The organism is Nocardioides sp., assembly GCF_044226765.1.
In the GTDB taxonomy this organism is placed as follows: domain Bacteria; phylum Actinomycetota; class Actinomycetes; order Propionibacteriales; family Nocardioidaceae; genus Nocardioides.
On the sequence record NZ_JBGAGJ010000001.1, the window covers coordinates 932,144 to 950,243 of the forward strand.

Genomic DNA, 18,100 nt, shown 5'->3' on the forward strand with positions numbered 1-18,100 from the left:
GCAACCGCGATCCTCAGTCGCCCTCCGGAGCCAGGTACGCGTGCACCAGCGGCACGACCGACGCTCCTTCGCCGCTCGCGGAGGCGACGCGCTTCATTGAGCCCGCGCGCACGTCGCCGGCGCAGAAGATGCCGGGCACGGTCGTCGCGAGCTCGGCCGGCGGCAGCCCGTCGTGCCAGTGCTCCTTGGGCACGTCGCGTCCGGTGAGCACGAAGCCCCGGGGGTCGCGCGCGACCTCGGCCGGGATCCAGTCGCAGTGGGGCTCGGCGCCGAGCAGCAGGAACAGTCCGTACGCCGACACCCGCTCGCGCTCGTCGGTCCGCACGTCCTCCAGGCACAGCCACTCCAGCCGGCCGTCGCCGCCGCCGTCGACGACGTGGGTGCAGGTGCGCACCGAGATCCGCGGGTTGTGCTCGATCTCGCCGATGAGGTACGACGACATCGTTTCGCCCAGGCTGGGTCGGCGCACCAGCACTGTGACCGAGCGGGCGAACCGCGCCAGGTGGACTGCCGCCTGGCCGGCGGAGTTGCCGCCCCCGACGACGAAGACGTCCTGGCCCTCCATCTCGCGGGCGGCGGTCATGGCGGCGCCGTAGAAGACGCCCGACCCCACGAGCTCCTCCAGCGGCTCGACCCGGAGCTTGCGGTAGGCGACGCCGCTGGCGATGACGACCGACCGGGCGTGCACCTCGCCGGACTCGGTGCAGAGCACGTGCGGCGCGCCGTCGCTTCCGGGGCGCAGCTCGTCGACGACCTGGCCGGTGTAGAAGCGGGCGCCGAAGCGCAGCGCCTGGTTGCGGGCCCGCTGGGCCAGCCGCATGCCGGAGATCCCGCGCGGGAAGCCGAGGTAGTTGCGGATCATCGAGCTGGTGCCCGCCTGGCCGCCGATCGCCTCGGCCTCGAGGATCACCGTCGAGAGCCCCTCGGAGGCGGCGTACACCGCGGTCGCGAGACCCGCCGGACCGCCACCCACCACCGCCACGTCGACGACGTGGTCGAGGTCGAGGTCGGTCGGCGCCCCGTAGATGCCGATCGCCACGTCGCGCACGGTGCGGGCGCGGATGACCGGGCGGTTGAGCGCGTAGACCAGCGGGAACGTGGCCTCGCCCTCGACGAGGTCGAGCACGAACCGGCCGCCCTCGGAGTCCGGGGCGTAGACCCGGCTCGGCATGCCCATCCGGTCGAGGAAGTCGCGGATGGCGAGGGTGAGCCCGTCGCGCGCCGGCGAGACGATCTTGACCGCCACGACCTCGGGGTCGGCGACCGTCGAGCCCCAGTCGGAGAGCAGGTCGGTGATCGCGTTGTGGAACTCCTCGTCCCGCACCCCGCGCGGCATCAGCAGGTAGGCGTCGTACTTGCCGGCGGCCATACCCGGCCGCAGCGTCGGTGCGTCGGTGAGGAAGCGGTCCCAGTGGGCGGTGATCACCCGGCGCGCGGTCGGGACCTTCTCGCGCAGCTTGTGGAAGGCGTGCAGCACGGACTCGGCGTCAGGGACGACCGACTCGGACACGAACATGGCCACGGTGCCGCCGGCTCCCACGACGTCGTGGGTGATCTCGAGGGCCTCGCGGCACGAGGCGGCGAGGCGGACGTCGTACTCCTGCCGGTAGCGCGCGAAGCCGGCGCGCAGCTCGTCGGGGTGCTCGGCCCCGATGAGGACGATGGCGGGGATGCTCACCACCTCAGCCTAGGAGCGCGCGCAATAGGGTGAGGGCCGTGCGGATCCGGCTCGACCTCTCCTACGACGGCACCGACTTCCACGGGTGGGCCGCCCAGCCGGGGCTCCGGACCGTGCAGGGCGAGCTGGCGGCGGCGCTGGCGACCCTGCTGCGGGTGCCCTCGGTCGACCTGGTCTGCGCCGGCCGCACCGACGCGGGCGTGCACGCTCGCGGTCAGGTGGTGCACACCGACCTCGAGGACCCGCCGCCCCCCGAGGTGCTGGTGCGCCGGCTCAACGGGATCCTGCCTGCCGACGTCCGGGTACGACGGGCGGCCGTCGCGCCGGTGTCCTTCGACGCGCGCTTCGGAGCGCTGTGGCGGCGCTACGCGTACCGCATCGCCGACCGCCCCGAGGCGGTGGACCCGTTGGTGCGCGGCCACGTGCTCGCCTGGCCGCGACCGCTGGACCTCGAGGCGATGAACGCGGCGTCGCAGCTGCTGGTGGGACGCCACGACTTCGCGTCGTTCTGCAAGCAACGGGAGGGAGCGACGACGATCCGCACCCTCGACGAGCTGTCCTGGGACCGGGACGCCGCCGGGGTCGCGGTCGGGACCGTCCGCGCGGACGCCTTCTGCCACAGCATGGTGCGGTCGCTGGTGGGCTGCCTGGTCGTGGTCGGGGAGGGGCGCCGACCGGCTGCCTGGGCAGGGGAGGTGCTCGCGGCGGAGGCGCGGTCCTCGTCGGTGCCGGTCGTGCACGCCCACGGCCTGACCCTCGAGGAGGTCGCCTACCCGCCCGACGACGAGCTCGAGGCGCGCTCCCTGCAGACCCGGGCGAAGCGGGTGCGCGATGAGTGAGGAGCACTACTTCGCGGCCGACCCGTCGGTGCCGTTCGTGCGCGAGGCGTTCGACTGCACGGTGTGGGGACACGACCTGCGGCTGGTGAGTGGGGCCGGTGTGTTCAGCCGCGGCCACCTCGACCACGCGACGGCGGTCCTGTTCCGGGAGACCGCGCCGCCCGCGCCCGGCCGGGTGCTCGACCTGGGGTGCGGGTACGGCGTCATCGGGCTCGCGGTCGCGGCCGCGGTGCCCGGTGCGGTGGTCACGGGCGTCGACGTCAACGAGCGGGCGCTGCTGCTCGCCGCCGAGAACGCGGCGGCCCTGGGCCTGGCCGACCGGTTCACCGCGGTGACCCCGGACGCCGTGCCCGCGGACGCGACGTACGACGAGATCTGGTCCAACCCCCCGATCCGGATCGGCAAGGCGGCGCTGCACGAGCTGCTGCTCACCTGGCTCCCGCGGCTGGCCCCCGGCGGCCGGGCCGTGCTGGTGGTCGGCAAGAACCTCGGCGCCGACTCGCTCCAGCGCTGGCTGGGGGAGCAGGGCTGGCCGACGCAGCGGATCGCCAGCGCCAAGGGCTTCCGCGTGCTGGAGACGCGCAGCGCGCGACCGTAGGCTGCAGCGCGTGGAGACTCGGGAGGCGGCACCGGCGGTGCGGCCGGTCCGCCGCGAAGCGGGCTGGGGTCCCATCCGCTGGGTCGGCTGGGTCCTCCTGGGGTGCTGTGTCGCACTGCTGGTGACCGGTGTCGTCGCCGGCGAGCGGCCGGGCTCGTACGACGACCTGCGGCTCGCCGTCGAGCGCGGCGACGTGGACGCAGCGACCGTGACCGGCGGCATGCAGGGCGACTACATCGGGGCCGTGTCGGTCGGGGTGCACTGGCGCGACGGTCTCGTGCGACGCGTCGCCCACGTCCTCGAGGTGCACCCGGCGCCGCGCTACCCGAGGTCTGCCGACGGGACGCCGCGGGTCTTCAGCGTCGAGGAGGATCTCGCGTCGCTCGACCGGAGTGTCGAGGTGACCCGGGAGGGCCGGGACAGCGCAGGGTGGTCCGAGGTCCGCGGGTGGCGCCTCCCGAGGTGGGCCGGCTGGCTGGTCCTCACGCTCTGGGTCGGCACGTTCGTCCTGATCGTCGCGGGGCCCCAGCCGTGGCGCGCCAACCGGTGGGCCTGGTTCTGGGCGCTCGCGTTCGCAGCTCCCGTGGGCATCCCGGCGTACCTGCTCCTCGGCGGGCCGAGCGGCCTGCTGCCGCCGGTCGTCGGTGGCCGCCGCATCCGCGGTGGGGTAGGACTGCTCCTCGCGCTGGTCACGACTGCCGCGCTCGGTGCCGTCGCCACCTCGGTAGGACTCTGAGCCGGCGCCCGAGCCGGTCGAGGGCCGGCCGCGGCAGGAGGGCTCTCGTGACGCTGCTGCCGGATCTGTCGGCGCCGGCCGTGCCGCCGCTCCAGCCCCACGCGTCACAGCGGACGGGCAGTTCCTGACGTTGTGGGGCGTTGCAACCCCTGACAACGTCATGAATCCCCGGCTGACCGGGGATTCATCCACCGTCCCGCCGCCAGGCCGGGGGTCGGCGAGTCGTGCCCAGGCCGTCAGCTGCCGTGCAGCAGCTTGCGGAACAGGCCCACGGTCTCTTCGACGGCGGCCTGGGCGGCGGGGGAGTGGCGGCCCATGTCGACGAAGCCGTGGATCATGCCGGGGAAGGTCCGGACCTCGACCGGTACGCCGGCGGCGTCGAGCGCCGCCGCGTAGGCCAGGCCGTCGTCGCGGAGCGGGTCGAGCTCGGCCACGACGACGACCGCGGGCGCCAGGCCGTCGAGCCGGCCGTGCAGCGGGGAGAGGCGCGGGTCGGCGCGGTCGACGTCGGCCAGGTGGCCGACGTACTGCTCGTCGAACCACACCATGGTCGCGATGTCGAGGAAGTAGCCCTCGCCGTTCTCCTCGTGTGAGGGGTAGGAGCCACCCGTGTCGGTGACGGGGTAGATCAGCAGCTGCCCGGCGAGCGCGACGCCCTCGTCACGCATCGTCTGGGCGACGACGGCGCTGAGGTTGCCACCGGCGCTGTCCCCCGCGACGGCGAGGCGGTGGTCCCCGCCGAGGTCGGCGAGGTGGGCGGCCGCCCAGCGGGTCGCGGCGATCGCGTCCTCCAGCCCGGCAGGGAACGGGTGCTCCGGCGCGAGCCGGTAGTCCACCGACACGACGACGGCGTCGCAGCCGGTGGCCAGGGTCCGGGCCGTGAGGTCGTGGGTGTCCAGGTCGCCGATGACGAAGCCGCCGCCGTGGAGCATCACGACCGTCGGGAGCGGACCCTCGGCCACCGGGCGGTAGATGCGGGCGGCCCGCGGGCCGTCGCCACCGGGCACCTCGGTGTCCTCCACCGACGCGACCTCCGGCAGGGAGGCGGGGTCGCGCAGGTCGACGGTCAGCATCCGGAACCCGTGCCGGGCCTGCTCGGGGGTGCTCTCCGACATCGGCGGGTTGCCGGCGGCGGCGATCAGCTCCAGCAGTCCGGCCAGGTGCGGGTCGATCGGCATGACGGTCCTCTCGAGGTCAGACGAAGGCGTTGACGCCGGTCTCGGCGCGCCCGATGAGCAGCTTCTGGATCTGCGAGGTGCCCTCGTAGAGGGTCATCACGCGCGCGTCGCGCAGGTACTTCTCGGCCGGGTACTCGTCGACGTAACCGGCACCGCCGTAGACCTGGATCGCGTTGCCGGCGGCGCGCACCGCCGCCTCGGAGGCGAACAGCTTGGCCTTCGACGCGGCGGTCCCGAACGGCTCGCCGCGGTCGATCAGGTCGGCGCAGCGCCACACCAGCAGCCGCGCGGCGTCGGCGTCGACCGACATGTCCGAGATCAGCTCCTGCACGAGCTGGAACGACGCCAGCGGGCGGCCGAACTGGGTCCGGGACGTCGCGTACGCCACCGAGGACTCCAGACAGCCCTGCACGATGCCGACGCACCCCGCGGCCACCGCCACCCGGCCCTTGTCGAGGGTGGTCATCGCGATCTTGAAGCCCTGGCCCTCCTCGCCCAGCCGCGCCGAGGCCGGCACCCGCACGTCGGAGAGGAACAGCTCGGCGGTCGCCTGGCCGCGCAGCCCGAGCTTGCCCTTGATCTCGCGGGCCTCGAAGCCCGGCGCGTCGGTCGGCACGAGGAACGCCGTCACGCCCCTCGGCCCGTCGTCGCTGGTGCGCGCGAAGACGAGTGCGACGTCGGCCCAGGTGCCGTTGGTGATGAACAGCTTCTGGCCGTTGAGCACGTAGTCGTCGCCGTCACGTCGCGCGCGGGACGTGAGGTTGCCCGCGTCCGACCCGGTGTCGGGCTCGGTGAGCCCGAAGCACCCGAGCGCGGTGCCGGAGGCGATCCGCGGCAGCCACTCCTGCTTCTGCTCCTCGGTGCCGAAGCCGAGCACCGACTTGCCGAAGAGCCCGCTCGACACCGACACGATGCCGCGGAGGGCGGAGTCGGCACGGCCCAGCTCCTCCATGCCGAGCACGTAGGTCAGGTAGTCGCCGCCGAGCCCGCCGTACTCCTCGGGGATGGTCAGGCCGAAGAACCCGATCTCGGCCATCTTCGGGATGATCGCGAGGTCGACCTGCTCGTCGCGGTCCCACTGGGTGCGGTGCGGGACGGCCTCGCGGTCGAGGAAGTCGCGGGCGAGCTCGCGGAACGCCTGCTGCTCGTCGCTGAGGGTCAGGTCCATGGTCGGACGCCTTTCGATGTGGTGTCTCGATACGCCGTCGCTCGCGCCTCGCGACGGCTACTCGACCAACGAACCGCTCGGCGCGGGCAGGTCGATGAGGGTGGCCAGCGCGCGGCGGTGCGCCTCGGGGGTGCCGAGGAGCAGCTCGTCGGCCTTCGCGCGCTTGAGGTGGAGGTGGGCCGGGTGCTCCCACGTCATGCCGATGCCGCCGTGCAGCTGCACGGCCTCCTCCGCCGCGTGGGTCGCGGCCTCGCCGCAGAACGACGCCGCGACCGCCACGGCCACCGGGGCGTCGGGGTCGCCGGTCGCGAGAGTCGCGGCGGCGTACCGCGCGGCGGCGTCGGCCTGCTCGACGAGCGCGTAGAGGTCCGCGAGCCGGTGCTTGAGCGCCTGGAACCCGCCGACGACGCGGCCGAACTGGCGTCGCTCCTTGAGGTAGGCGACGGTCGTCTCGAGGCACCACCGCGCCACGCCGACCTGCTCGGCCGCGAGGAGCCCCGCGCCCACGAGCAGGGCCCGGTCGACCGCGGCCGTGGCGTCGGAGGCGACCAGCGTGCGCTCGGCGCCGTCGAGGTCGACCCGGGCCAGCGGGCGGGTCATGTCGAGCGAGCTCACCGGCGTGACGGTCGCGCCGCGAACCGCGTACAGGGCGCCGTCCTCGGGGAGCAGGAGGACGTCGGCCGGCAGCCCGACCGTGGTCAGTGCGGGTGCGCCCGACCTCGAGGCGGGCCGCACCAGCAGCGCCGCGGTCTGCTCGCCCGAGGCGAGCGCCGGGAGGATCTCGGTGTCCCCGGCGACGTGCAGGGCGGTCGTGGCCACCACGCTCGACGTCAGGTACGGCGACGGCGCGGCCGCACGGCCGAGCTCCTCGAGCACGGCGGCGGCCTCGCGGGCGGAGGCGCCGGCACCGCCGAGGTCCTCGGGCACGAGCAGCCCGGGCAGCCCGAGGTCGACGAAGGCCGACCAGAGCGGCGCGGTCACGTCGTCGTGGCCGTCGTAGAGCGCCGTGACCCGGTCGGGCGGCGCGTGCCTGTCGACGACCGCGCGCACCGAGGCACGCAGGTCCTGCTCGACGTCGTCGGGGAGCAGGTCGACGGAAGCGGGGGCCGTGGGGTGGTTCATCGGGGGAGGTCCTTCCACGGCACGTCCTTGTCGACCCGGTGCTCGGCGGGCAGGCCGAGGACCCGCTCGGCGACCACGTTGCGCAGCACCTCAGAGGTGCCGCCCTCGATCGAGTTGCCCTTCGCGCGCAGGTAGCGGTAGCCCGCGTCCTTGCCGAAGAAGTCGACCTGCGTGGGTCGGCGCATCGTCCAGTCGTCGTAGGCCAGGCCGTCGTCGCCGAGCAGGTCGAGCTCGAGCGCCGACAGCTCCTGGTTGATCTTCGCGAACGACAGCTTCATCGCGGAGCCCTCGGGCCCGGGTACGCCGGCGGTCAGCTTCTGCCGCAGCCGGGTGGCCGTGATGCGGGCGACCTCCGTGTCGACCCACCCGCGCAGCAGCCGCTCGTGGGTCTCGGGGGTGCGCAGCTCGGGATGCTCGCGCCAGGTGCGGGCGACGTTCATGACCATCCCGAACTCGCGGGGGAAGGCCCCGCCGCCGATGGCGACCCGCTCGGCCGACAGGGTCGCGTTGGCGACCTTCCAGCCCTCGCCCACGGCGCCGAGCCGGTCGCTGTCGGCGACCCGCACGTCGGTCAGGAAGACCTCGTTGAACTCGGCCTCGCCGGTGATCTGGCGCAGCGGTCGCACGTCCACACCCGGGTCGTGCATGTCGAGCAGGAAGTAGGACAGCCCGGCGTGCTTGGGCTGGTCCGGGTCGGTGCGTGCCACGAGGATCGCCCGGTCCGCGATGTGGGCGGACGACGTCCACACCTTCTGGCCGTTCACGATCCACGTGTCGCCGTCGAGGACGGCCCGGGTGGCGAGCCCCGCCAGGTCGGAGCCGGCGCCGGGCTCGGAGAAGAGCTGGCACCAGATCTCCTCCCCGCACCACAGGGGCCGCAGGTAGCGGCGCTTCTGCTCGTCGGTGCCGAAGGCGAGGATCGTCGGTGCCGCCATGCCGAGCCCGATGCCGTTGCGGCGCGGGTCGTTGTCGGGGGCGCCGGCGGCCAGCAGCGCCTCCTCGACGGCCGGCTGGAGACTGCGGGGCAGCCCCAGGCCGCCGAGCCCCTCGGGGAAGTGCACCCACGCCAGGCCCGCGTCGAAGCGGGCGTGCAGGAAGTCGAGCCGGTCCGTGGTCGCCGGCGGGTGCTCGGCGAGCAGCGTGTCGACGCGTGCGAGCAGGTCTGCCTCATCCACCGGTGCTGTGCCTCGCGATCTCGGCCTTGGCGAGCGAGTTCTTGTGCACCTCGTCCGGGCCGTCGGCGAACCGCAGCGTGCGGACGGCGGCGTAGGCGTTGGCGAGCATGAAGTCCTGCGAGAGGCCGCCTCCGCCGTGCACCTGGATCGCCTTGTCGAGGATCCACTGGACCGTCGACGGCGTCGCGATCTTGATCGCCTGGATCTCGGTGTGGGCACCGCGGTTGCCGACGGTGTCCATCAGCCAGGCGGTCTTGAGCACCAGCAGCCGCAGCTGCTCGAGGCGCACGCGGGACTCCGCGATCCAGTCGCGGACGACGCCCTGGTTGGCCAGCGGACGGCCGAACGCCACCCGGCTCGTCGCGCGCCGGCACATCATCTCGATCGCGACCTCGGCGATGCCGATCGCGCGCATGCAGTGGTGGATGCGACCGGGACCGAGCCGCGCCTGGGCGATCGCGAACCCGGTGCCCTCGTCGCCGACCAGGTTGCTCACCGGCACCCGGACGTCGGTGAACCGGAGCTCCGCGTGGCCGCCGTGCTCGTGGTCGTCGTACCCGAAGACCTCCATGCCGCGGACGACCTCGACACCGGGGGTGTCCCGCGGCACGAGCACCATGCTCTGCTGACGGTGCCGCGACGCGCTCGGGTCGGTCTTGCCCATCACGATCATGATCTCGGCGTGCGGGTTCATCGCGCCCGTGATCCACCACTTGCGGCCGTTGATCACGTACTCGTCGCCGTCGCGCTCGATCCGCGTCTCGATGTTGGTGGCGTCGGAGGAGGCCACGTCGGGCTCGGTCATTGCGAACGCCGAGCGGATCTCACCGCGCAGCAGCGGCTGCAGCCACCGCTCCTTCTGCTCCTCGCTGCCGAAGAGCGAGAGCACCTCCATGTTGCCGGTGTCGGGTGCCGCGCAGTTCAGGGCCGCCGGGGCCAGGTGGCCGAGCCGGCCGGTGATCTCGGCGAGCGGGGCGTACTGCAGGTTCGTCAGCCCGGGGGAGTCGGCGTGCTCGACCGGCAGGAAGAGGTTCCAGAGACCAAGGTCGCGGGCCTCGGACTGCAGCTGGCCGAGGATCGGCACCTCGGTCCAGGCCCACCGGTCCTCCAGCTGCCCGAGCTGCTCGTGGAAGACGGGGGCGGAGGGCACCAGCCGCTCCTCCATGAAGGTGAGCAGGCTCTGCCGCAACGACTCGGTGCGTGCGTCGAGCGCGAAGTCCATGTCCGTGCCTCTCGTTCAGTGGTCGGCGAGGGCGTCGAGCCCCCGGGCGATGAGCGGGTCGAAGCCCGCGGAGATCTGGTCGAAGCCCTCGCCGACGGTCCCGCCCTGCAGGAACCGGAAGTGGATCCCCTCGAGGATCACGGCGAGCTTGAAGTAGGCGAGCCCCAGGTGGAACCCCATGTCCCCGAGGCCCCGGCCCCGCCGCTCGGCGTACCGGGCCAGGTGCGCCTCGCTGCTCGGGTAGCCGGGGGCCCGGCCGACGTCGGAGACGAGTCCCGCAGCAGGCATCGACGACAGGTTGTCGTAGACCAACAGGAGCGCGAGGTCGGTGCGGACGTCGCCGAGGGTGGCCATCTCCCAGTCGACGACCGCCTTGATGTGGTCGTCGCTGCCGGTCAGCAGGTTGTCGAGACGGTAGTCGCCGTGCACGATGCCGACCCAGGCCGGGTCGTCCTCGGGCACGCGTGCGGTCAGCAGCCGGTGCAGCTCGTCGGCGTCGGGCCGGTCCGTCGTCTTCGAGCCCTCGAGCTGCCGGCCCCAGCGGCGGACCTGACGCTCCAGGAACCCCGCCGGACGGCCGAACTCGGTGAGGCCCACCGAGGCCGGGTCGACCTCGTGCAGCGTGGCGAGCACGTCGACCATCTCGGTGGCGATCGCCGCCGTCCGCTCGGGGCCGAGCGCCGCCAGCTGCTGGGAGGAGCGGTACGCCGTCCCGTCGACCGGCTCCATCACGTAGAACGGAGCGCCGATCACGTCCGGGTCCTGGCAGAGCGCGTAGGTGGCCGGCACCGGCACCGCGGTCGGGGCCAGCGCGGTCATCACGGTGTGCTCGCGGGCCATGTCGTGCGCGGTGGCCTGGACGTGGGCGAGTGGCGGGCGGCGCACGATCCACGAGCGAGACCCGTCGGAGATCCGGTAGGTCAGGTTGGAGCGACCGCCCGCGATCACGCTGCCGCTCAGGTCGCCGGTGATCTCGCCGGGCCGCTGGGCGTCGTACCAGGCGCGGAACGCGGCCAGGTCGAGGCCCGGAGTCGGGTCGGTGGTCTCGTCGGTCATCCCATCAACCCGCTCTCGTCGAGCTTCTGCTGCAGCCGGCCCATGCCGCGCAGCCACTTGTCGGTGTCGGTGGCCCGGGCGACGTAGTAGGTCCCGATCTCCGGGTGCGGGAGCACGAGGAACCGGCCCTCCTCGATCGCTGCGACCGCGGCCTCGGCGACCTCCTCGGGCTCGAGCGCGCCGTCGCGGGTGAGCAGCTCCTGCAGGGGGCCGGCCGAGTCGAGCATCGCGGTCCGCACGCCCTGGGGGCAGATCGCGTGCACGTCCACGCCGCGGTAGCCGTAGGTGACCGCGAGCCACTCCGCGAACGCGACCGAGGCGTGCTTGGTGACCGAGTACGGCGCCGTCCCGATCATGGTGAGCAGCCCGGCCGCCGAGGCGGTGACGACGAAGCGACCGCCCTGCCCGTCGGCGAGCCACCCGGGGACGAGCTCGCGGGCGGCGCGGACGTGGGCCATCACGTTGACGTCCATCGTGCGCTGCCACAGCTCGTCGGGCGCCTGCAGGCTGTCGACGCCGAACGCGCCGTCGACGCCGGCGTTCGCGAAGTAGACGTCGACGCGGCCCAGTGCGTCGGTCGCCGCGGCGAGCAGCGCCTGCACGCCCTCGGTCGACGAGGCGTCGCCCGGGACGGCGGTCCCCCCGACCTCCGCGGCCACGGCGCGGGCGTTGTCGGCGTCGAGGTCGTTGACCACGACCCGGGCCCCCTCGGCGGCGGCCCGGACGGCCAGCGCCCGGCCGATCCCGCGGCCGGCTCCGGTGACCACGACGCCCGTGCCGGCCAGCTTCCCAGCGGCGCCCATCAGTGGCCGCCCACCAGGGTGATGCCGCCGTCGAGGGTGATCGTCTGGCCGGTCACCCAGGAGGCCTCCTCGGAGAGCAGGTAGGCGACCGCGCTGGCGACGTCCTCGGGCACCCCGAGGCGGCGCAGCGGGTACTTCGCCGCGACCTCCTCCTCGCGGCCCTCGTAGAGCAGGCTGGCGAACGCCGTCTTGACGACGGCCGGGGCGACCGCGTTGACGCGCACCGCCGGGCCGAGCTCGACGGCCAGCGACTCGGTGAGGCTGATCAGCATCGCCTTGGAGGCGCCGTACATCGCGATCATCGGGGCCGGGGTGACCCCGGAGACCGACGAGATGTTGACGACCGAGCCGCCGTGCTCGCCCATCCAGGCGTGGTAGGCCGCCTGCGTCCACGCGAGGGCACCGAGGGCGTTGACCTCGATGATCTTGCGGGCGGCGCCGAGGTCGAGGTCGACCAGGGGCCCGGCGACCGGGTTGATGCCGGCGTTGTTGACCAGCAGGTCCAGGCTCCCGAACGTCTCGATCGTGCGGCGTACGGCGTCCGCCCGGTGCTCGGGGTCGTCGGCCTTGCCCGCGACGCCGAGCGCGCGGGTCGGCCCGCCCAGCGACGTCACCGCCTCCTCGAGCGCCTCCGGCTTGCGCGCGGTGACGCAGACCGAGACGCCCTCCTCGACCAGCCGGTGGGCGATGCCCAGCCCGATGCCGCGGCTCGCACCGGTGACCAGCGCGACCTTGCCGGAGAGTCCGTGCACCCTGCTCCTCCTGCTCCCGGGGCCCTTGCCCCGTGACTAAGCGCTTGCTTACCATGTTCTCCGTGAGCGCGTCCACCCCCGCGACCGATGCCCGGACCCGGCTGGCCCGGGCCGCGGTCGACGCGTTCGCGTCGCGCGGCTTCCACGGGACGACGACGCGCGACATCTCCACGGCGGCGGGGATGAGCCCCGCGGCGCTCTACGTGCACCACCGGTCCAAGGAGGAGCTGCTCTTCGAGCTCGCCCACGTCGGGCACCTGCGGGTGCTGGAGATGGTGCGGGCGTCGGTGGCGCGCAGCAGCGACCCGGTGACCCAGCTCGGTGACCTCGTCGAGGACTTCGTGCGCGACCACGCGGTCGCCCACACCGGGGCCCGGGTGATCAACTACGAGCTCGCCGCGCTGAGCGAGGAGCACCGCGAGCAGATCCTCGCCGTCCGCCACGACATCGACGTGGTGGTGCGCGACGTGGTCGACCGGGGCGTCGCGAGCGGCGCCTTCACCACCCCCGACCCGCGGATGACCTCGCTGGCGGTGCTCTCCCTCGGCATCGACGTGGCCCGCTGGTTCCGCGACGAGGGTCGCTGGACCCCCGACCAGGTCGCCGCGCACTACCGTCTCCTCGCCCTGCGGATGGTCGGCGCGGCGGGATAGTCCCTGACCATCGGGTGGTCCCGGGGGCCGTCCGACCACTCGATCGTCAGGGACTATCCCGGCCGGCTGGCAGGATCGGGGGCATGGCCTACACCCCCGCCGAGGACAGGTACGACCCGGGCGCGACCGGGATGGCGTACCGCTGGACCGGGCGCAGCGGGCTGCGGCTGCCGGTGATCTCGCTGGGGCTCTGGCAGAACTTCGGCAACGACCGGCCCGAGGAGACCCAGCGGGCGGTGCTGCGACGGGCGTTCGACCGCGGGGTGACCCACCTGGACCTGGCGAACAACTACGGCCCGCCGTACGGCCGGGCCGAGGAGAACCTGGGCCGCTACCTGCGCGACGACCTGGCCGGCCTGCGCGACGAGCTGGTGATCTCGACCAAGGCCGGCTACGACATGTGGCCCGGCCCGTACGGCCAGGGTGGCGGCTCGCGGAAGTACCTGCTCGCCTCGCTCGACCAGTCCCTGGCCCGGATGGGGCTGGACTACGTCGACATCTTCTACAGCCACCGCTTCGACCCCGACACCCCGCTGGAGGAGACGGTCGGCGCGCTCGACCACGCCGTGCGGCAGGGCAAGGCGTTGTACGCCGGCATCTCGTCCTACTCGGCCGCGCAGACCCACGAGGCGGCCGCGATCGCCCGCGACCTCGGGACGCCGCTGCTCATCCACCAGCCGTCGTACTCGATGCTCGACCGCTGGATCGAGTCCGACGCCGACGGCCTGAGCCTCCTCGACGAGCTCGAGGAGCAGGGCCTGGGCTGCATCGTGTTCTCACCTCTGGCGCAGGGCCTGCTGACCGACCGCTACCTCGGCGGGGTCCCGGCCGACTCCCGGGCCGCCCGCGCCGGCTCCAGCATCGGCGCCGACCGGCTCGACGAGACCACGCTCGGGCGGGTGCGGGCCCTGGACGGCATCGCCCGCGCCCGCGGTCAGCGGCTCGCCCAGCTGGCCCTGCAGTGGGTGGTCCGCGACCCACGGGTGACGTCCGCGGTGATCGGGGCGAGCTCGGTCGAGCAGCTCGACACCAACCTCGACGCCCTCACGTTCCCGCCCCTCGACGAGCAGGAGCTGCGCGCGATCGAGGAGGCGCTCGCCGCCGGCGACCACGCGTAGCGGCCTACGGGGCCGGCGGCTCCGTCACGCTGTCGTCGTCCACGACGATCCCCGGCCACGCCTCCTCCAGGCCGGTCAGGCCCGCGTCGGTCGGGTCCAGGCCGAGGGTCGAGCGCAGGTAGGCGATGACGACCTGCTTGATCGCCGGCCACGCCTGGGTCGGCGCGACGGTGGGGTCGACGCAGCCGTCGGTCGCCAGCGGCCGGATCTGGTCGAGGAACTGGGACGGCAGGCCGAGCGCCTCGCCGATCGCCAGCAGCCCGCCCGACCCGGCACCGACCTCGCAGAGGTCGGAGAAGACCAGGTGGCCCGAGCCGCCGATGAGGACCATCCGCTTCGGCGCGTTCATGGCGTCGTACGCCGCCTGCAGCCGGTCGAGCTTCACGATGGTGTCGTCGGTCGCGGCCACGATCATGCCCGGCCGGTCCGGGACGTCGGTGCCGGTCTGGTCGAGGGCGCCGACGGAGGCGCCCGCCATCCCGACGAAGGTGTCGACCCGCTTGTCGGCCACCGCGAGCTGCTCCGACGCCCGGCCACCGGCCGAGTGGCCGAGGGCCGCGATCCGGGACATGTCGACGTGACGGAACAGCCAGTTGTCCCGGGTCCGGTTCTTCTGCCCGACCAGGGTGATGGTCGCCGAGAGGTCGTCGACGTCACCGGCCGTGGCGGGCTTGAAGGTGAGCAGCCGCGTGATGTCCCGGCTCGGGTGCTCCGGCGCCGCGACCACGAAGCCCCACGACGCCAGCGCCGAGGTCAGGTACGAGGACTGGGTACGGAAGCCGGCGTACCCGTGGCTGAAGACCACCAGGGGGAACTTCGCCGCCGCGACGGGCGCCCGCTGGACGCCGCCGCTGGGGTAGGCGACCGAGAAGTCGTCCGGCACCTGCTGCCGCAGCGCCGGGGGCATCCAGTTGACCAGGTCGTAGCTCCAGACCTTCTTCCCCCGCACGGCCGCCTTGGGCGCGGGGTACCAGACCGTCACCTTGGCACCCGAGGGCAGCCGCAGGCCGCGCACGCCGACGCCGAACGGACCCTTCTTCGCGAACGTCGTGGGTCCGACCGCCGGGGGCAGCGAGCGCTCCGCGGAGGCGGGCGCACCCAGGCCGAGGGGCAGCAGGAGGGCGGTCGTCGCGGTGGCGGCGACGGCGGCGATGCCGCGCAGGAGGGTGGTCACGTCGGCACGGTAGCCCCGCGTCCCGCGGGGCGGGGTGGAAACCGGGGTGCTTGCTCCCGCGCGATGACGGACAATCGTCCCCCGTGGGACATGTGGACGTGGCCGGGGTCCGGTACGAGCTCCCGGACGGCCGGGTGCTGCTCGACGACGTGTCGTTCCGGGTCGGTGAGGGCGCGAAGGTGGCGCTGGTCGGGGCGAACGGCGCCGGCAAGACGACGCTGCTGCGGATCGTGACCGGCGAGCTCACGCCGCATGCCGGGGCGGTGACGCGCTCGGGCGGTCTCGGGGTGATGCGACAGGCGGTCGGCGCCGGGCTCGGGGACGACCCGACGGTCGCGGACCTCCTGCTCAGCGTCTCGCCGCCGCGGATCAGGGCCGCCGCCGCGGAGGTCGACCGCTGCGAGCTGGCGCTGATGGATGCCGACGACGAGGCGGCGCAGATGGCCTACGCCCATGCGCTCTCGGAGTTCGCCGACGCCGGCGGCTACGACGTCGAGGTCACGTGGGACGTGTGCACGATGGCGGCGCTGTCGCTGCCCTACGACCGCGCGAAGTACCGCACCCTGGGCACGCTCTCCGGCGGCGAGCAGAAGCGGCTGGTCCTGGAGTTCCTGCTCCGCGGCCCCGACGAGGTGCTGCTGCTCGACGAGCCGGACAACTACCTCGACGTGCCGGGCAAGGTCTGGCTCGAGGGCCGGATCCGCGAGTCCGACAAGACGATTCTCTACATCAGCCACGACCGGCAGCTGCTGGACAACACGGCGACCCGCGTGGTCACCGTGGAGCTGGCCCGCGGCGGGCACAGCGCGGGCAACACCGTCTGGACCCACCCGGGCGGGTTCGCGTCGTACCACGAGGCGCGCCGCGACCGGTTCCTCCGCTTCGAGGAGCTGCGCCGGCGCTGGGACGAGGAGCACGCCAAGCTCAAGCAGCTGGTGCTGCACTACAAGATCAAGTCGGAGTACAACGACGGCATGGCGTCGCAGTACCGCGCCGCCCAGACCCGCCTGCGCAAGTTTGAGGAGGCCGGCCCGCCGACCGAGCAGCCGCGGGAGCAGCAGGTCACGATGCGCCTGCAGGGCGGCCGCACCGGCAAGCGCGCCGTCGTGTGCGAGGGCCTGGAGCTGACCGGGCTGATGAAGCCCTTCGACCTCGAGGTCTGGTACGGCGAGCGGGTGGCCGTGCTGGGGTCCAACGGATCGGGCAAGTCGCACTTCCTGCGCCTCCTCGCGGCCGGCGGCAGCGACCCCGACGTCGAGCACCGCCCGGTCGGGGACGTGGAGATCAAGCCCGTCGCCCACACGGGCACCGCCAAGCTGGGTGCGCGCGTGCGACCGGGCTGGTTCGTGCAGACCCACGAGCACCCCGAGCTGGTCGGTCGGACCCTGCTGGACATCCTGCACCGCGGTGACGGCTCGCCCCACGGGCGCTCCGGGATGGGCCGCGAGCAGGCCGCCCGGGTCCTCGACCGCTACGAGCTGGCGCACGCGGGCGAGCAGCGGTTCGAGTCGCTCAGCGGCGGTCAGCAGGCGCGCTTCCAGATCCTGCTGCTCGAGCTGTCCGGGGCGACCCTCCTGCTCCTCGACGAGCCCACCGACAACCTCGACGTCCAGTCCGCCGAGGCGCTGGAGGACGGCCTCCGGGCGTTCGAGGGCACCGTGCTCGCGGTCACCCACGACCGGTGGTTCGCGCGGGGGTTCGACCGGTTCCTCGTCTACGGCGCCGACGGCGCGGTCTACGAGTCCGACGGGCCGGTGTGGGACGAGGGCCGGGTGGAGCGGGTCCGGTGAGCGACCACCTGGAGGTCGTGGCGGTCGACGGCGGCGACGAGGTGCTGCTGCGCGGCTGGCACCGTGCCTACGACGAGGGCGCCCGCCACGGGCTCGAGGACGTCGCCTCCCCGTGGAGCCTGGAGGAGGTGCGGGTCCGGTTGACCGAGCCGGCGGTCCGTCAGAGCACGCACCTGTGGGCCGGGGTCGCCGCCGGCGAAGTCGTCGCGGCCGCGGAGGTGCGGCTGCCCCTCCTGGACAACCTCGAGCACGCGTACGTCGACGTGCAGGTCCGCCCGGACCGGCGCCGGCGCGGGTACGGCGCCGCGCTGCTCGCCCACGTCGAGGGCTTCGCGCGCTCGGAGGGCCGGTCCACGGTGCTCGCCGAGAGCTTGTGGCCCATCTCGGCCCCGGTCGACGGGCGCGGCGAGCCCGGGCCCGAGATGCTGCGCCGGCACGGCTACTCGCTGGCGTTGGTCGACGTCCAGCGCGATCTCGCACTTCCGGTCCCGACGGCCACGCTGGACGCCCTCGCCGCCGAGGCGGCACCCCACCACACGGCGTACACGCTGCGCTCCTTCGTCGGCCCGGTGCCCGAGGAGCTGGTGCACGGGTGGGCCGAGCTGGTCGGCTCCCTCGCCGTCGAGGCGCCGATGGGCGAGCTGGTGATGGAGGCCGAGTCGGCGGATGTCGACGCGCTGCGCGCCGACGAGCGCGTGATCGAGCAGCAGGCGCGCACGAAGTACAACACCGCCGCGATCGACGCGCAGGGCGAGGTGGTCGGGTACACCGACATCGCCACCAGTGCGCACGACCCGGGCCGCGGCTACCAGTGGGGCACGCTCGTGCGGCGTGCGGACCGCGGGCACCGCCTGGGGCTGGCGCTGAAGGTGGCGAACCTGCGGCTGCTGCAGGAACGGGACCCGGGCACGACCCGGCTGACGACCTACAACGCCGAGGTCAACGACCACATGATCGCGGTCAACCAGACGCTCGGCTTCGTGCCCGTGGCGCGGCTCGGGGAGTTCTCCAGGACGCTGGCCTGAGCGCGTGAGGAGG

At 73.5% G+C, this 18,100-nt stretch carries 17 protein-coding genes; 7 read left to right on the forward strand and 10 right to left on the reverse strand.

The window, feature by feature from the left end; genetic code table 11:
- Positions 1–13: 13 nt before the first annotated feature.
- Positions 14–1,678 carry an FAD-dependent oxidoreductase gene (locus ACILRH_RS04550; RefSeq protein ID WP_395691107.1) on the reverse strand — a complete coding sequence of 555 codons (1,665 nt, stop codon included), beginning with the start codon at positions 1,676–1,678 and terminating at the stop codon, positions 14–16.
- Between the two features lie 38 nt (positions 1,679–1,716).
- On the opposite strand from ACILRH_RS04550, the gene truA reads away from it, so the two are divergent.
- From truA to ACILRH_RS04565, 3 genes are read left to right on the forward strand one after another with little or no spacing between them, the layout of a single operon-like run.
- A complete protein-coding gene (gene truA, locus ACILRH_RS04555; RefSeq protein ID WP_395691108.1) occupies positions 1,717–2,517 on the forward strand; it encodes a tRNA pseudouridine(38-40) synthase TruA in 801 nt (266 codons plus the stop codon).
- Positions 2,510–3,115, forward strand: coding sequence for a class I SAM-dependent methyltransferase (locus ACILRH_RS04560; protein WP_395691109.1), 606 nt, complete (start codon positions 2,510–2,512; stop codon positions 3,113–3,115). The genes truA and ACILRH_RS04560 overlap by 8 nt, the downstream gene beginning before the upstream one ends.
- 10 nt (positions 3,116–3,125) lie before the next feature.
- Positions 3,126–3,851: a hypothetical protein gene (locus ACILRH_RS04565; RefSeq protein ID WP_395691111.1), complete on the forward strand. Its 726-nt coding sequence runs from the start codon at positions 3,126–3,128 to the stop codon at positions 3,849–3,851.
- A gap of 236 nt (positions 3,852–4,087) precedes the next feature.
- Here ACILRH_RS04565 and ACILRH_RS04570 read toward each other — a convergent pair whose 3' ends face one another.
- Genes ACILRH_RS04570 through ACILRH_RS04605 form a run of 8 tightly spaced genes read right to left on the reverse strand, consistent with a single transcriptional unit; the run spans position 4,088 to position 12,327 of the window.
- The gene (locus ACILRH_RS04570; protein WP_395691113.1) at positions 4,088–5,029 is read right to left on the reverse strand and encodes an alpha/beta hydrolase; all 942 of its coding nucleotides are present in this window, start codon (positions 5,027–5,029) and stop codon (positions 4,088–4,090) included.
- 16 nt (positions 5,030–5,045) lie between these two features.
- Positions 5,046–6,197 carry an acyl-CoA dehydrogenase family protein gene (locus tag ACILRH_RS04575; protein WP_395691114.1) on the reverse strand — a complete coding sequence of 384 codons (1,152 nt, stop codon included), beginning with the start codon at positions 6,195–6,197 and terminating at the stop codon, positions 5,046–5,048.
- 57 nt (positions 6,198–6,254) lie between these two features.
- Positions 6,255–7,319, reverse strand: a complete 1,065-nt coding sequence (locus ACILRH_RS04580; RefSeq protein ID WP_395691116.1) for an acyl-CoA dehydrogenase family protein — start codon at positions 7,317–7,319, stop codon at positions 6,255–6,257.
- Complete coding sequence (locus tag ACILRH_RS04585) at positions 7,316–8,494, reverse strand: acyl-CoA dehydrogenase family protein (RefSeq protein WP_395691118.1); 1,179 nt, start codon at positions 8,492–8,494, stop codon at positions 7,316–7,318. The genes ACILRH_RS04580 and ACILRH_RS04585 overlap by 4 nt, the downstream gene beginning before the upstream one ends.
- The gene (locus ACILRH_RS04590; RefSeq protein ID WP_395691119.1) at positions 8,487–9,716 is read right to left on the reverse strand and encodes an acyl-CoA dehydrogenase family protein; all 1,230 of its coding nucleotides are present in this window, start codon (positions 9,714–9,716) and stop codon (positions 8,487–8,489) included. The genes ACILRH_RS04585 and ACILRH_RS04590 overlap by 8 nt, the downstream gene beginning before the upstream one ends.
- A 15-nt stretch (positions 9,717–9,731) precedes the next feature.
- Positions 9,732–10,772 carry a phosphotransferase family protein gene (locus ACILRH_RS04595; RefSeq protein WP_395691120.1) on the reverse strand — a complete coding sequence of 347 codons (1,041 nt, stop codon included), beginning with the start codon at positions 10,770–10,772 and terminating at the stop codon, positions 9,732–9,734.
- On the reverse strand, positions 10,769–11,575 hold the full coding sequence (locus ACILRH_RS04600; protein WP_395691121.1) for an SDR family oxidoreductase: 807 nt from the start codon (positions 11,573–11,575) through the stop codon (positions 10,769–10,771). The genes ACILRH_RS04595 and ACILRH_RS04600 overlap by 4 nt, the downstream gene beginning before the upstream one ends.
- A complete protein-coding gene (locus ACILRH_RS04605; protein ID WP_395691123.1) occupies positions 11,575–12,327 on the reverse strand; it encodes an SDR family oxidoreductase in 753 nt (250 codons plus the stop codon). The genes ACILRH_RS04600 and ACILRH_RS04605 overlap by 1 nt, the downstream gene beginning before the upstream one ends.
- 53 nt (positions 12,328–12,380) lie before the next feature.
- On the opposite strand from ACILRH_RS04605, the gene ACILRH_RS04610 reads away from it, so the two are divergent.
- Together ACILRH_RS04610 and ACILRH_RS04615 are read left to right on the forward strand one after the other, a co-directional pair.
- A complete protein-coding gene (locus tag ACILRH_RS04610; protein ID WP_395691125.1) occupies positions 12,381–12,980 on the forward strand; it encodes a TetR/AcrR family transcriptional regulator in 600 nt (199 codons plus the stop codon).
- Positions 12,981–13,063: 83 nt separating this feature from the next.
- Positions 13,064–14,098, forward strand: coding sequence for an aldo/keto reductase (locus ACILRH_RS04615; RefSeq protein WP_395691127.1), 1,035 nt, complete (start codon positions 13,064–13,066; stop codon positions 14,096–14,098).
- 4 nt (positions 14,099–14,102) lie between these two features.
- Here ACILRH_RS04615 and ACILRH_RS04620 read toward each other — a convergent pair whose 3' ends face one another.
- Positions 14,103–15,272 (reverse strand): alpha/beta hydrolase family protein, encoded by a 1,170-nt coding sequence (locus ACILRH_RS04620; RefSeq protein WP_395691129.1) that lies wholly within the window; start codon positions 15,270–15,272, stop codon positions 14,103–14,105.
- An 83-nt stretch (positions 15,273–15,355) separates the two neighbouring features.
- On the opposite strand from ACILRH_RS04620, the gene ACILRH_RS04625 reads away from it, so the two are divergent.
- Together ACILRH_RS04625 and ACILRH_RS04630 are read left to right on the forward strand one after the other, a co-directional pair.
- On the forward strand, positions 15,356–17,062 hold the full coding sequence (locus tag ACILRH_RS04625; RefSeq protein ID WP_395691130.1) for an ABC-F family ATP-binding cassette domain-containing protein: 1,707 nt from the start codon (positions 15,356–15,358) through the stop codon (positions 17,060–17,062).
- Positions 17,059–18,087, forward strand: a complete 1,029-nt coding sequence (locus ACILRH_RS04630) for a GNAT family N-acetyltransferase (protein ID WP_395691132.1) — start codon at positions 17,059–17,061, stop codon at positions 18,085–18,087. Before ACILRH_RS04625 ends, ACILRH_RS04630 begins: the two co-directional genes overlap by 4 nt.
- Positions 18,088–18,100 lie beyond the last annotated feature (13 nt).

Bases quoted from the DNA above. Each gene is read 5' to 3' on its own strand.
- ACILRH_RS04580 (WP_395691116.1), bottom strand. From the start codon at position 7,319: ATGAACCACCCCACGGCCCCCGCTTCCGTCGACCTGCTCCCCGACGAC.
- ACILRH_RS04560 (WP_395691109.1), top strand. From the start codon at position 2,510: ATGAGTGAGGAGCACTACTTCGCGGCCGACCCGTCGGTGCCGTTCGTG.
- ACILRH_RS04615 (WP_395691127.1), top strand. From the start codon at position 13,064: ATGGCCTACACCCCCGCCGAGGACAGGTACGACCCGGGCGCGACCGGG.
- ACILRH_RS04610 (WP_395691125.1), top strand. From the start codon at position 12,381: ATGTTCTCCGTGAGCGCGTCCACCCCCGCGACCGATGCCCGGACCCGG.
- ACILRH_RS04575 (WP_395691114.1), bottom strand. From the start codon at position 6,197: ATGGACCTGACCCTCAGCGACGAGCAGCAGGCGTTCCGCGAGCTCGCC.
- ACILRH_RS04590 (WP_395691119.1), bottom strand. From the start codon at position 9,716: ATGGACTTCGCGCTCGACGCACGCACCGAGTCGTTGCGGCAGAGCCTG.
- ACILRH_RS04600 (WP_395691121.1), bottom strand. From the start codon at position 11,575: ATGGGCGCCGCTGGGAAGCTGGCCGGCACGGGCGTCGTGGTCACCGGA.
- ACILRH_RS04570 (WP_395691113.1), bottom strand. From the start codon at position 5,029: ATGCCGATCGACCCGCACCTGGCCGGACTGCTGGAGCTGATCGCCGCC.
- ACILRH_RS04595 (WP_395691120.1), bottom strand. From the start codon at position 10,772: ATGACCGACGAGACCACCGACCCGACTCCGGGCCTCGACCTGGCCGCG.